This is a genomic window from Bradyrhizobium sp. sGM-13 (assembly GCF_018398875.1).
GTDB lineage: Bacteria > Pseudomonadota > Alphaproteobacteria > Rhizobiales > Xanthobacteraceae > Bradyrhizobium.
On the sequence record NZ_JAGWDK010000022.1, the window covers coordinates 43,672 to 57,133 of the forward strand.

Genomic DNA, 13,462 nt, shown 5'->3' on the forward strand with positions numbered 1-13,462 from the left:
CTTGTCCAATCGGGCCATATCAATCATCGACGACGACGGATCGGTTCGCGCGGCGACCCATAATCTCGTCAGGTCGCTTGGCTACGTCGTCCATTCATTTGCATCGGCCGAGGAGTTCCTGCAATCGCCGCATCTGAATGACACCTCGTGCGTGATAACGGATGTCAGAATGCCCGCCATGAGCGGGCTCGACCTGCAAGCTCATCTACTCGCCACCGGGCATCGCTTTCCTTTCATTTTCGTCACGGCCTTTTCAGTCGAAAGCGACCGCGCCCGAGCCATGAAGGCGGGAGCGACCTGCTTCTTGAGCAAGCCGTGCGACGGGGAAGCGCTGATCAAATGCCTCGAAGCGGCGCTGGCGCCAAATGGCGCGGCCGCAACCAAATGAGCCGATCCGGCCCTCGGGCGAGCCAGCATACGTAAGGATGATCTCGCCAAACATCTGGACGAATTGCAGATAAGCCCCGACCACGCCAGACTTCGCACCGTCCTTTTGGAAAAGAAGGGCGCAGAGCATCACACAATTTGATCGGCAAAATGGCAATTCCTCGGAAGGAGGTCGCCATGCGTACAGAACTGCGTTGCACCGAGTGTGACAGCGAAGGCCCCAAAATCATCTCTCTGCGAAATCCAGCGCGTGAGCGCTATTGCGGGCGCTTCTGTCTCGACAAGGGCCACGAGAGTTTCATTCGCTGGATACGGCGTGCCAATGCGGAGATTGCGTCATGAAAAATTGTTGCGGAAATCCGGAATGCAACCGTCCCTTCGGGCTGGTCCGGCGTAGCTGGTACTTCCAGCAGTTTTGTTCGGTGAAGTGCCGCGAGATCTACAAGCGTCAACTGGAGCGCAACCGGACATATTGGAAGTGGCTCTACCAGGTGCCGGAATCTGCGGCGCACAGAAACCATCTATCGTGCCGGTGATCGCGGAGGAGCCAGCATGGCGACGGTAAACGCGATGCTGGTGGGCGCATTACTGGCGTGGGGACCTCTGCTGATTGTATTCATCTATATCCTTCGCGACATGCGAAACGCGCCCCGTGACCCCGATTGACTTGAAACAGGTAACGACGCCGAGCGCAACGCGCCCGGCCGATCCGCCCCTCCTGTTCCCGAGTACGCAATTTCCACACCCTCGTGCTTGAGCAGCCAGCGCTTGCGCTCCAGCCCGCCGCCGTACTTCACCAGCGAACCATCGGCGCCGATCAGGCGGTGGCAGGGCAGAACCACGCTGATCGGATTCGAACCGTTGGCGTGACCGACGGCGCGAACGGCGCGCGGCATCCGAAGTTTTGCGGCGAGCGCGCCATAGCTCATCGTCGTCCCTGCCGCGATCTTCGGCAGCGCGTTCCAGACCTTCTGTTGGAACGGCGTGCCGGCGACGCGCCATTCGATTGCTGCGAGGCGGTCGAGGTCGCCCTTGAAATAGCCGGTCAAGGCGGCGCGCAAATCACGCGGCGCCCGCCCGTTGTTCAAATTCACCGCGCCATAATGCAGGCGCAGCAATTGTTTCATGCGCGGCTCATAGTCTTCCCAGTCCAGCGCGCGGAGCAGGCCGTCCGCATCGGTGACCAATAGCGCCGTGCCGATCGGCGTTGGCAGGCGGTCGAGGTTGAAGTTCTCTGGCATCGTCATCCCTACAAAGATATCGGCAAGCGATCCGCACTTTTCACCTGCGGCGTGTTTAGCGTCCACCCGAATTCCGCTGCCGGTTGGCCGGATCTTATGCGTGCAGGCAGGCGCCCGTGGCGCTCGCCTTGGTGCTGCTCTGGCTGGCGTAGCGGCCTCCCCGTGCTACCTTGCATTGGCAAAACCGTTCCGCCACACTCGCTCCCAACGATGACGTCCGGCCTTCCGAACGGATGACCGGAACAGGATCATCGGTCGAGATCAAGGGAAGGGAGCAGCTATATGAGAAGTGGCGTTCTTCATCTGATCGCAGGCATGGCGGTCGCGATCGCGCTGGCGTCACCCGCCAACGCGCAGAAGAAATACGATACCGGCGCGAGCGATACCGAGATCAAGATCGGCCAGACCGTTCCGTTCTCGGGACCGGCCTCCGCCTATGCCGGCATCGGCAAGACGCAGGCCGCCTATTTCAGGATGATCAACGAAAAAGGCGGCATCAACGGCCGCAAGATCAACCTGATCCAGTATGACGACGCCTACTCGCCGCCGAAAGCCGTTGAGCAGGTGCGCAAGCTGGTCGAGAGCGACGAGGTGCTGTTCACCTTCCAGATCATCGGCACGCCCTCGAACGCCGCCGTACAGAAATATCTCAACGCCAAGAAGGTGCCGCAACTCCTCGCCGCGACCGGCGCCTCGAAATTCACCGACCCCAAGAACTTTCCCTGGACGATGGGATACAATCCCAATTACCAGTCAGAAGGACGCATCTACGCCAAATACATTCTGCAAAATCATCCCAACGCCAAGATCGGCATTCTCTACCAGAACGACGATCTCGGCCGCGACTACGTCACGGGCCTGAAAGAAGGGCTCGGCTCCAAGGCCGCGTCAATGATCGTCGCCGAAGTCTCCTACGAGCTGACCGATCCGACTATCGACTCGCAGATCGTCAAATTGAAAGCCGCCGGCGCGGACCTGCTCTACGACGCCTCGACCCCGAAGTTTGCGGCGCAGGCGATCAAGAAGGTCGCCGACCTCGGCTGGAAGCCGGTCCATATCCTCGACATCAATGCGAGCCCGGTCTCGGCCACGCTGAAGCCGGCGGGCCTCGACATCTCCAAGGACATCATCTCGACCAACTACGGCAAGGATCCGGGCGATCCGCAGTGGAAAGACGATCCCGGCATGAAGGCCTATTTCGCCTTCATGGACAAATATTACCCCGAGGGCGACAAGCTCAACACCGTCAACACGTACGGTTATGCGACGGCAGAATTGCTGGTGAAGATCCTGCAGCAATGCGGCGACAACCTCACCCGCGAAAACATTATGAAGCAGGCGGCCAATCTGAAGAACGTCACCGGCAGCCTGTCGCTGCCCGGCATGGTCACCAACACCTCGCCGACCGACTACCGCATCAACAAGCAGATGCAGATGATGAAGTTCAACGGCGAGCGCTGGGAACTGTTCGGCCCGATCATCGAGGATACCGGACCGAGCGGTTAGCGCCCTGCGCCGATCCAAGATACGATGCAAGACACGAGCCGCCGGCGTCACCGCGATGCCGGCGGCTTTTGTTTTCAGGCCGCGCGGCGCGTGCATCATTTTTCGGCTGATACACGTAGTGGATTCTTTTTGAGCAGACGGAGCTCGGTCCCGAAATTGTTCGGATTTCGATGCCTTGCATTGCAACATGGCTTCCGCCACTATTGTGGCAGCGAAGACATCCGCGGCCGGACCGGCCGGCGGCACGGTCAGCGCCAATCATAAAACACACGAGGAATGCAGCATTATGAGGAAGGGTATTTTCCATCTGGCCACCGGCACGGCGCTCGCTTTGGCGCTGTCGGTCTCGACGGCGTCGGCGCAGAAGAAATACGATACAGGCGCGACCGACACCGAGATCAAGATTGGCCAGACCAATCCATTCTCGGGACCGGCCTCCTCCTACGCCACGATCGGCAAGACCCAGGCGGCCTACATCAAGATGATCAACGATCAGGGCGGCGTGAACGGCCGCAAGATCAATCTGATTCAGTATGACGACGCTTACTCACCGCCCAAGGCGGTCGAGCAGGTGCGCAAGCTGGTAGAGAGCGATGAGGTGCTGCTGACCTTCCAGGTTCTCGGAACGCCCTCGAACGCAGCCGTGCAGAAGTACCTCAATTCGAAGAAGGTGCCGCAACTGTTCGCCGCCACCGGCGCGTCGAAATTCACCGATCCGAAGAATTTCCCGTGGACGATGGGCTTCAACCCCAACTATTTCGTCGAGGGACGCATCTACGGCCAGTACATCCTGAAGGAACATCCGAACGCCAAGATCGGCGTGCTCTACCAGAATGATGACCTCGGCAAGGACTATCTGAACGGCATCAAGGCCGGCCTCGGCGACAAGGCGGCGAAGATGATCGTGGCGGAAGCTTCCTACGAAGTCTCCGATCCGACCATCGACTCCCAGATCCTCAAGATCAAGGACGCCGGCGCCGACCTGTTCTTCTCGGCGACGACGCCAAAGCAGGCGGCGCAGGCGATCAAGAAGATCGCCGAGCTCAACTGGAAGCCGGTGCACATCCTCGACATCAACGCCACCTCGGTCGGCGCGGTGATGAAGCCGGCAGGCCTCGAAGCTTCCAAGGGCGTGATCAGCGTCAACTACGGCAAGGATCCGCTCGATCCGACCTGGAAGGACGACCCCGGAATGAAGAAGTACTTCGAGTTCATGGCGAAGTATTATCCTGAAGGCGACAAGGATTCGAGCTTCAACTCCTATGGCTACATGACCTCGCAATTGCTGATCCATGTGCTCAAGGCGTGCGGCGACAACCTGACCCGCGAGAACGTGCTGAAGCAGGCGACCAACCTGAAGAACGTTCAGCTCGACCTGCTGCTGCCGGGCATCTCCGTCAACACGACGCCGACCGACTACCGCGTCAACAAGCAGTTGCAGATGATGAAGTTCAACGGGGAGCGTTGGGAGATGTTCGGCCCGATCCTCGAGGATGCCGGCCCGGCGGGTTAGGCCCGTTGAGCGAAGAGAACGATCGGCGGAAGAGCGATCGGCGGTCCTTCGGGACCGCCGATTTTTTTGTAGGATGGGTAGAGCGCAGCGAAACCCATCATCGCAAGAATCTGCGTTACCGGTATTAATGGGTATCGCTTCGCTCCACCCATCCTACGAATCGCCACTTACTTCGGGATTTCCCCGAACGTCTTGCCGGCCGGCAGCACGGCATGGCGGATGAGGCGGGAATCCTCGACCGCGGCCTGGCGGTGCTTCACCGCCTCGCGATAGACGGGATCGCGGATCATTTCCACAAACGCTGCGACGCTCGGGTATTCGGCGATGAAGCAATGGTCCCAGCGCTCATCTTGCGGCCCGATCAGCATCAGCTCGAACCTGCCCTGCCACACGATCCGTCCGCCGAGCCGTTCGAACACCGGCCCGCTTTCGCGCCCATAGGCGGCATAGGCTTCCGCGCCGGTCGCCTTGCGGCCGTCGGGATAGGCGGCCTCGGCGCGCAGCCGGACCAGGTTGAGCATGTGGATCGGACCCGGCCGGTCATTGGCCCTGAATTGCGCGAACACTTCCTTGGTCGGATCGATGTAACCCATGCCGTCTTCTCCTTAAGAACGCTCGTTTGCGCCAACCCTAATACGGCCCCGCCGCACCTCCTAATCCCGCATTAACCTTTCGGTAACCGACCCTTAAACAGCGACCGTTAGCGTGCTGCTGGGCGGGTGTGAACGGCGTTTGGCATGGCGTGGAGACGGAAAAAGAGCGGCGGACGCAAGGAGCCGTTGTTTGGGCTTCCGGCGGCGCTCGCGGAGCTGCGTCTCTCGCCCGAGGATCGCATTCCGGCTGCCACCGACGACGACAAATCGAAAAAGCCAGTGCCGAAGCGCAAGCACGAAGACGACGAGGACGAGCCGCCGCGCGAGCGCAAGCCCCGTGGCGCAAAAAGCGGCGCGAAGCGGCGCTCGAAACGCCGCTTCAGGTTTGGCCGCCTCGTTTATTGGGCCGCGGTGCTTGGCCTGTGGGCGGCGATCGCGATCATCGGCGTCGTGGTCTGGGTCGGCGCGCATCTGCCGGCAATCCAGTCGCTGGAAATTCCAAAGCGCCCGCCGACCATCCAGATTGTCGGCATCGACGGCAGCGTGCTGGCCTCGCGCGGCGAAGCGCCGGGCGCCAATGTCGCGTTGAAGGATCTGCCGCCCTATCTACCGAAGGCGTTCATCGCGATCGAGGACCGCCGCTTCTATTCGCATTACGGCATCGATCCGATCGGCATTGCACGCGCGGCCGTCGCCAACATCCTGCATCGCGGCGTTTCGCAGGGCGGCTCGACGCTGACGCAGCAGCTCGCGAAGAATCTGTTCCTGACCCAGGAACGGACAATCGCGCGCAAGCTGCAGGAAGTGGAGCTCGCGCTCTGGCTGGAACGCAAGCATTCCAAGAACCAAATTCTCGAGCTTTACCTGAACCGCGTCTATTTCGGCTCCGGCGCCTATGGCGTCGAGGCGGCGGCGCAGCGTTATTTCGGCAAGTCGGCGAAGAACGTCACGGTCGCGGAGGCCGCGATGCTGGCCGGCCTCGTCAAGTCGCCGTCGCGGCTGGCGCCGAACCGCAACCCCGAAGGCGCGGAAGCGCGTGCCGGAATCGTGCTCGCGGCGATGGCGGACGCCAAGTTCATCAGCGACGCCCAGGCCAAGGCCTCGATCGGCCATCCCTCCTACAACGTGAAGCCGGCCGGCGCCGGCACCATCAACTACGTCGCCGACTGGATCGGCGAAGTGCTCGACGATCTCGTCGGCCAGATCGACCAGAGCATCGTGGTCGAGACCACGATCGATCCGAAGCTGCAGAGCGTGGCGGAAGCCGCGATCATCGACGAGCTGGCGGCCAAGAGCGTGAAGTTCCATGTCACGCAAGGCGCGCTGGTGGCGATGACGCCCGATGGCGCAGTGCGCGCCATGGTGGGGGGTCGGAACTACGCCGAGAGCCAGTATAACCGCGCAGTCACCGCCAAACGCCAGCCCGGCTCGGCGTTCAAGCCGTTCATCTACCTGACGGCGATCGAGGGCGGGCTTTCGCCGGAAACGATCCGACAGGACGCGCCGCTCGACCTGAAAGGCTGGCGGCCGGAGAACTATACGCATGAATATTTCGGCTCGGTGACGCTGACCCAGGCGCTAGCAATGTCGCTCAACACGGTCGCGGTGCGGCTCGGCCTGGAAGTGGGGCCGAAAAACGTGGTGCGGACCGCACACCGGCTCGGGATTTCATCAAAACTCGAGGCCAATCCCTCGATTGCACTCGGCACCTCGGAAGTCTCGGTCGTTGAGCTGGTGGGCGCCTATGCGCCGTTTGCCAATGGCGGGCTCGGCGTCTCCCCGCATGTGGTGACGAAGATTCGCACCAACGAAGGCAAGGTGCTGTACAGGCGCACGGCCGATTCGCTCGGCCAGGTGATCGAACCGCGCCATGTCGCGATGATGAACACGATGATGCAGGAGACGTTGCTCTCGGGCACCGCGCGGAAAGCAGAGATTCCGGGCTGGATGGCCGCCGGCAAGACCGGCACCAGCCAGGATTTCCGTGACGCGTGGTTCATCGGCTACACGGCCAACCTCGTCACCGGCGTCTGGCTCGGCAATGACGACAACTCGCCGACCAAGAAGGCGACCGGCGGCGGCCTGCCGGTGGAAGTATGGACCCGCTTCATGCGCACGGCGCATCAGGGCGTGCCGGTGGCGAGCCTGCCGAACGCGCAGCGCGGCGGATTTTTGTCGAACATGTTCCAGACCGCATCGCAGGTCAGTGCACAACCGCCGCCGTCGGCGCCGGTCCCATCAGGCGGCGGATATCGGCCTGCGCCGGCACGAACCTCCGCACCGCCACCCAATCCAAATGCGCGCCCTGAAGCTGCGGCGGGATTGGATGGCTGGCTGGTGGACCGGCTGTTTGGACGGTAGTCGCCGCAGATGAAGCCACCGCCATCGTCCCTGCGAACGCAGGGATCCATACGCCGCGGCCCGCGTAAAGGGTGCTCGGGGCGACGGCTGCGTTTCAACAATGTAGGCTGGTGGTTTGGGTCCCTGCGTTCGCAGGGATGGCGGGATAGAGGCGAGAACCTCTCAACTTGTCGTCCCCCGCGAACGCAATGCGTTCGCAGGGGCGACGGGAAAACCTAATCCTCGACCCCATAACGATGCAAATCGTTGCCGTGGGTGTCGAGCCAGCGCTTGGCGCGTTCGACATGAACGCAGATGCGGTCGACAACCCTCCAGAACCTGGCTGAATGGTTCATCTCGACGAGATGCGCGACCTCATGGGCGGCGAGATAGTCGAGGACATAGGGCGGCGCGAGGATCAATCGCCAGGAATACGACAACGACCCGGCCGAGGTGCACGAACCCCAGCGGCTCGACTGGTCGCGGATCGACACGCGCCTGACCCGGACGCCAAGTTCCGCCGCATAGGCGAGCGATGCCTTGTGCAGATCCTTGCGCGCTTCGCGCTTGAGGAAGTCGTGGACGCGCCGGTCCATGTGATCGTAGCCGCCGGCCACGCATAAAATCTTCTCGCCGCTGTCGCGGGTTTCGGTCCACACCGTGCCGCGTTCGCCGGCGCGATGCACCAGGCGATGCGGCACGCCGCGCAACGGTACGATCGTGCCGGGTTGAAAGGGCGCAGCCTTCGGCAAACGGCCGAGACGAGCGGCGATCCAGCCGCCGTGAAGCTGCGCAAAGTCCTTGGCTTCCGCGAGCGTACCGCGCGGCGGCATCGTCAGGATGGCTTCGCGATCGGTTGGATGAATGCGTAAGGTGTAACGCCGCGCCCGCCGATGTCGGCGCAGCCTGATCGCAAAGACTTGCGAGCAGTGTTTGACCAAAAGAGTCGCGGGTTCGGCGGGCCGCCGATAAAGGAGGGCGCGAGTAGCCATTTCTTGGAGTCCGGGGAGTAGGAGTTCGCCCGGATTCTGCCATATCCGCCGCCAGGGAAATCGCATCTAAATTGCTCGGCGCAAAAACAAATCATTTGCCCAATATACAGGGGTTGGGCGACGAACCACCCCTAGCTAATGGGCCTGGAACTCAAAATTTCCGCTGAAACCGGACGTCAAAGGCCGCCTCAAGCAGTGAGTCTGAACTCACCCCTTGATTCGACCGGAATTCCGATTGTTTGAATCTCCTCAGTAACTTATCAGCGACCCCGAATCGGTGCCGCCGGCGCACTATTCGGCCGCACGGACCAATGTTGGCTTGATCTTAGCCGCTGACTCATTGGTATTCATCGCCGACATCATGAAATCGGAGATGCGCGGCACGATTTCGGAACGGAATCGCGATCCGTTGAACACGCCGTAATGTCCGACGCCCTTTTGCACATAATGCACGCGGCGATGATCGGGAATATGGGGGCACAAAGCGTGCGTCGCTTCGGTCTGGCCGAGCCCGGAGATGTCGTCGTTCTCGCCTTCCACCGTCATCAGCGCCACGCGCCGGATCTTTGACGGATCGACCGGCTTGCCACGGTGAGTCATCTCGCCCTTGGGCAACGCGTGCTTGACGAACACGAGATCGACCGTCTGCAGGTAATACTCCGCCGTCAGATCCATCACCGCGAGGTACTCGTCATAGAACTCGCGGTGCTTGTCGACCATGTCGCCGTCGCCCTTCACCAGATTGTTGAACAGCGCCTTGTGCGCGTCGGTGTGGCGGTCGAGGTTCATGCTGATGAAGCCCGAGAGCTGCAAAAAGCCCGGATAGACGTCGCGCATCACGCCGGGATGCGGGAACGGCACTTTGGTGATGACATGGTTACGGAACCAGTCGATGCCGCGCTCGGCCGCGAGGTTGTTCACCGAGGTCGGATTGCGGCGGGTATCGATGGGGCCGCCCATCAAGGTCATCGACAGCGGCACGAACGGATCGCGCGTGGCTTCCATCACGGAGACCGCCGCCACGACGGGCACCGAAGGCTGACACACCGCGATCACGTGCATGTTGCCGCCGAGCACATGCAGCATCTCGATGACGTAATCGACGTAGTCATCGAGATCGAAGCGGCCCTCGGTGAGGGGAACCATGCGGGCGTCGGACCAGTCGGTGATGTAGACTTCATGAGTCGGCAGGAACGCCTCGACAGTGCCGCGCAGCAGCGTCGCGTAGTGGCCGGACATCGGCGCCACGATCAAGACCCGCGGATGGGGCGCGCGCAGCGGCCGGGTCAGCTTGCGATCGAAGTGCAGCAAACGACAGAACGGCTTTTCCCAGATCGAGCGGACCTCGACGGGCGTCTGGATGCCGTTAACCTCGGTGAAGTCGAGCCCCCATTCGGGCTTGCCGTAGCGGCGCGTGGTGCGCTCGAATAACTCGCAGGCCGCCGCGATCGATTTGCCGAATTGCGTGTGCGACCACGGATTAAGCGGGTTTTGAAACAGGATCTTGGCGGCGTCGGTCACGGCCCGTGCCGGATTGAGCGACGCGTGGCCCATTTCGTACATCCAATACATAGGCGTCGTGAGCGCCGGACTGCCTTCGGCCACCAGCGGCGGTGCGCCGCCAAACTCACCAATCGGCATTTTATTTCTGACCTTCTGTTTGCGCCGCAGCATAGTGCAGAATGCGAAATATTGCGTCAATGCACCGCTCGGGCCTATCCACGCGCTAAAGAGCCTAAACACCCCGGGAAACCACGGGAATCTGTGACTTATTCGCCACCCCCGAGCAAAGATCCGTGATGTTTGGCACTGCGCAAAAGGGCAAGGAAGATCGCAAAGGAGGCGGTAAAGAGCACCGCGTTGATGGCCAGCGACCAGATCATCAGGTCACTCCTGAATACGTGATCGATCAGGAGCGCGCGCATGCCTTCGAACACATAGGTCGGCGGCAGCATCCACGCAATCCATTGCAGCCAAGCGGGCAGCACCGCGACCGGATAGTAGACGCAGGCGAGCGGCATCAGGCCGAACATCACCGTCCAGACGATGCTCTCGGCGCCAAGCCCGTTGCGCAGCACCAAGCCAGAAACAAAGATCCCGAGCGACCAGCTCGTGAAGATCAGATTGCAGAAGAACGCGATCAGCGGCAGGCCGATCGCGAAGAAATTGAAATCGAAGAAGAACAGCGCCAGCAGCGTCATCGGAATCACGCCGATCGCGAGCCGGATCAGGCTCATGATCATTAGCGAGATCAGGAACTCGATCGGCTTCAGCGGGCTCATCATGAGGTTGCCGAGGTTGCGCGCCCACATCTCCTCGAGAAACGAGATCGAAAAGCCAAGCTGACCGCGGAACAGGATGTCCCACAGGATCACCGCGCCGATCAGCGTGCCGCCGGCGCGCGCGAAGAAATTGTCGTTCTGCGCGATGTAGTTTTGCAGAAATCCCCAAGTGATGATCTGCAGCGCCGGCCAGTAGATCAGCTCCAATAGCCGCGGCCACGACGACATCAGAAGGTACCAGTAGCGCAGCACCATCGCCTGGATGCGGTGCGCGGAAATCCCGTGATGGGTGGCGGTAGCGCTCATGGCGCGGTCTCCGCCACCCGGCCGCGCGCGACGTCGAGGAACACGTCTTCCAGCGTGGTGCGGTTGTAGCGCGCCATGATCTGGTCGGGGCTGTCATCATCCTCGATACGGCCGCGCTTCATGATTATGACGCGATCGCACAGCCGCTCCACTTCCAGCATGTTGTGCGAGGCCAGCAGGATGGTGGCGTCATGGGTCCTGCGATAGGTCTGCAAATGCTGCCGCACCCAGTCTGCGGTATCTGGATCGAGCGAGGCCGTCGGCTCGTCGAGCAACAGCAGCTCCGGCTGGTTGATCAGCGCCTTCGCCAGCGCGACGCGGGTCTTCTGTCCGGCCGATAGCTTGCCATTGGCGCGATCGAGAAAATCTTTCAGGTCGAGGTCGGAGGCGAGCTGCGCGATGCGCTCGGCGAGATTCTCCACCGCATAGAGCCGCCCGAAAATGGTAAGGTTCTGCCGCACCGTGAGCCGCATCGGCATATCGACATACGGGCTCTCGAAATTCATCCGCCCGAGCACCTCGGCGCTCTGCTCCGGCATCGCATGTCCCAGCACCTGGACGCGACCCGAGGTCGGCAGCACCAGTCCCATGATCATGGCAATGGTCGTGGTCTTGCCGGCGCCATTGCCGCCGAGCAGCCCGGTGACGCTGCCGCGCGCGATCCGGAACGAGATATCGTCAACCGCGCGGGTGGTCTTGTAGAGCTTTATCAGATGCGCAACCTCGATCGCGGCGGGACCTTGCGACCCGGCCGCGGGCGATTGCGCTGGTACTGTCCCGCTATCGGCCATTACGGCCCGTTCATTGAGCCATTGCGACTGATAGCGCAAGGCTTTGCACTCCTGGGCGGCGGGCGGGCCTGCACCCCGCGAAATCCAGCAAATTTGTGATCGTGCGCTGCGACCGTTAAACTCCGGCAATGTCCGACGTCGCAGCCTCCGATTTCCGCCATCCGCATCGCTATGTCCGTCTCGACACGATCCTCCGGCTGCGCTGGCTGGCGGCGCTCGGCCAGCTCACCGCGATCTTCATCGTGGCGCATGGGCTGGAGTTCGACCTTCCCGTTGTTGCCTGCGTGGCCGTCGTCGGCATCTCGGCGCTGCTCAATCTTGCGCTGCAGGTTGCCTTCAACCCGATGCAACGGCTGGAACCGGTCTATGCGGCGGCGCTGCTCGCGCTCAACATCGTCGAACTGGCCGCGCTGTTGTTCCTGACCGGGGGTTTGCAGAATCCGTTTTCATTTCTGTTCCTCGGCCCCGTCCTGATCTCGGCAACGGTGCTGCCGATCCGGATGACGGTTGGCCTCGGGCTGTTGGCGGTCGCCTGCTCCTCGGTGCTGGTGTTCTTCCATCTGCCGCTCCCCTGGGACAGCGAAGACCCGCTGGTGCTGCCGCCGATCTATCTGTTCGGCGTCTGGCTCTCGATCGTGCTCGCGATCGGCGTTACCAGTCTCTACGCGTTCCAGGCGACGGAGGAGGCGCGCAAACTTTCCGACGCGCTGGCCGCAACCGAGCTGGTGCTGACGCGCGAGCAGCATCTGACCCAGCTTGACGGGCTGGCTGCCGCTGCCGCGCATGAACTCGGCACGCCGCTGTCGACGATCTTCCTGATTTCGCGGGAGCTGGAAAAGACCGTCGAGGACAACGATCAATTGGCCTCCGATCTGAAGACCCTGCGCGAGCAGGCGCAGCGCTGCCGCGACATCCTCGCCAAGATCACCCAGCTTTCCTCGTCCGGGGCGCCATTCGATCTTATGCCGCTGTCTACGCTGATCGAGGAAGTGGTGGCGCCGCACCGTGATTTTGGCGTCACGATCAGGGTGCGGCTTGCTGTCGCAGCCACCCGCGAGCCTGTCGGCGCCCGGAACCCGGCGATTCTGTATGGTGTCGGCAACATCCTGGAGAACGCCGTCGATTTCGCGCGGACAACGGTAGAGGTTAACGCCTGGTGGAACGCGGATACGGTCGAAATCGTCATCTCCGATGACGGCCCCGGCATCGCGCCCGACATGCTGAAACGGATCGGCGAGCCCTATTTATCAAGGCGTCGCAGCGCCGATGAAACCCACCGCGAACGCGCCGGCCTCGGCCTTGGTGTGTTTATCGCCCGAACGCTCCTGGAACGCACCGGCGCAAAGGTCTCGTTCTCCAACCGGACCTTTCCCGATCACGGTGCCGTGGTGCGGATCGCGTGGCCGCGCGTCCGCTTCGAAGCCGAGGAAAATGCTGCGGGGCCAGTGGATTAAAAGGCGTTAAGGATTGAGGAAACCGGGGCTGCTCGACGCTGGGGCCCTTGGCAGTGC

The 13,462-nt window shown here is 61.8% G+C and carries 9 protein-coding genes and 2 pseudogenes; 5 read left to right on the forward strand and 6 right to left on the reverse strand.

Features of this window, described 5'->3' with window-relative positions; translation table 11 throughout:
- The first annotated feature begins 1 nt into the window (after position 1).
- Positions 2 to 388, forward strand: coding sequence for a response regulator transcription factor (locus KJQ96_RS27645; protein ID WP_213289540.1), 387 nt, complete (start codon positions 2 to 4; stop codon positions 386 to 388).
- A gap of 733 nt (positions 389 to 1,121) precedes the next feature.
- On the opposite strand, the pseudogene KJQ96_RS27650 reads toward KJQ96_RS27645, so the two are convergent.
- A pseudogene (locus KJQ96_RS27650) lies at positions 1,122 to 1,634 on the reverse strand (methylated-DNA--[protein]-cysteine S-methyltransferase); the annotation flags it as partial.
- Between the two features lie 276 nt (positions 1,635 to 1,910).
- On the opposite strand from KJQ96_RS27650, the gene KJQ96_RS27655 reads away from it, so the two are divergent.
- Positions 1,911 to 3,134, forward strand: coding sequence for an ABC transporter substrate-binding protein (locus KJQ96_RS27655; RefSeq protein WP_213289542.1), 1,224 nt, complete (start codon positions 1,911 to 1,913; stop codon positions 3,132 to 3,134).
- Between the two features lie 286 nt (positions 3,135 to 3,420).
- Positions 3,421 to 4,647 (forward strand): ABC transporter substrate-binding protein, encoded by a 1,227-nt coding sequence (locus KJQ96_RS27660; protein ID WP_213289543.1) that lies wholly within the window; start codon positions 3,421 to 3,423, stop codon positions 4,645 to 4,647.
- A 167-nt stretch (positions 4,648 to 4,814) separates the two neighbouring features.
- On the opposite strand, the gene KJQ96_RS27665 is transcribed toward KJQ96_RS27660, so the two are convergent.
- Positions 4,815 to 5,240, reverse strand: coding sequence for a DUF1330 domain-containing protein (locus KJQ96_RS27665; RefSeq protein WP_213289544.1), 426 nt, complete (start codon positions 5,238 to 5,240; stop codon positions 4,815 to 4,817).
- 144 nt (positions 5,241 to 5,384) lie between these two features.
- Between KJQ96_RS27665 and KJQ96_RS27670 the strand changes: the two genes are divergently transcribed.
- Positions 5,385 to 7,601 carry a transglycosylase domain-containing protein gene (locus tag KJQ96_RS27670; RefSeq protein WP_213289545.1) on the forward strand — a complete coding sequence of 739 codons (2,217 nt, stop codon included), beginning with the start codon at positions 5,385 to 5,387 and terminating at the stop codon, positions 7,599 to 7,601.
- Positions 7,602 to 7,816: 215 nt separating this feature from the next.
- Here KJQ96_RS27670 and KJQ96_RS27675 read toward each other — a convergent pair.
- The 4 genes and pseudogenes from KJQ96_RS27675 to KJQ96_RS27690 all read right to left on the reverse strand — a co-directional run bounded on the left by KJQ96_RS27675 (position 7,817) and on the right by KJQ96_RS27690 (position 11,951).
- Positions 7,817 to 8,667 (reverse strand): annotated as a pseudogene (locus tag KJQ96_RS27675) (M48 family metallopeptidase).
- A gap of 196 nt (positions 8,668 to 8,863) precedes the next feature.
- Complete coding sequence (locus KJQ96_RS27680) at positions 8,864 to 10,213, reverse strand: polyhydroxyalkanoate depolymerase (protein WP_213289547.1); 1,350 nt, start codon at positions 10,211 to 10,213, stop codon at positions 8,864 to 8,866.
- A 128-nt stretch (positions 10,214 to 10,341) separates the two neighbouring features.
- Positions 10,342 to 11,160, reverse strand: coding sequence for an ABC transporter permease (locus KJQ96_RS27685; protein WP_213289548.1), 819 nt, complete (start codon positions 11,158 to 11,160; stop codon positions 10,342 to 10,344).
- The gene (locus KJQ96_RS27690) at positions 11,157 to 11,951 is read right to left on the reverse strand and encodes an ABC transporter ATP-binding protein (RefSeq protein ID WP_213289608.1); all 795 of its coding nucleotides are present in this window, start codon (positions 11,949 to 11,951) and stop codon (positions 11,157 to 11,159) included. The genes KJQ96_RS27685 and KJQ96_RS27690 overlap by 4 nt, the downstream gene beginning before the upstream one ends.
- Positions 11,952 to 12,079: 128 nt before the next feature.
- Here KJQ96_RS27690 and KJQ96_RS27695 point away from each other — a divergent pair, with 128 nt between their 5' ends.
- Complete coding sequence (locus KJQ96_RS27695; RefSeq protein ID WP_213289549.1) at positions 12,080 to 13,405, forward strand: ActS/PrrB/RegB family redox-sensitive histidine kinase; 1,326 nt, start codon at positions 12,080 to 12,082, stop codon at positions 13,403 to 13,405.
- The last annotated feature ends 57 nt before the right edge of the window (positions 13,406 to 13,462 follow it).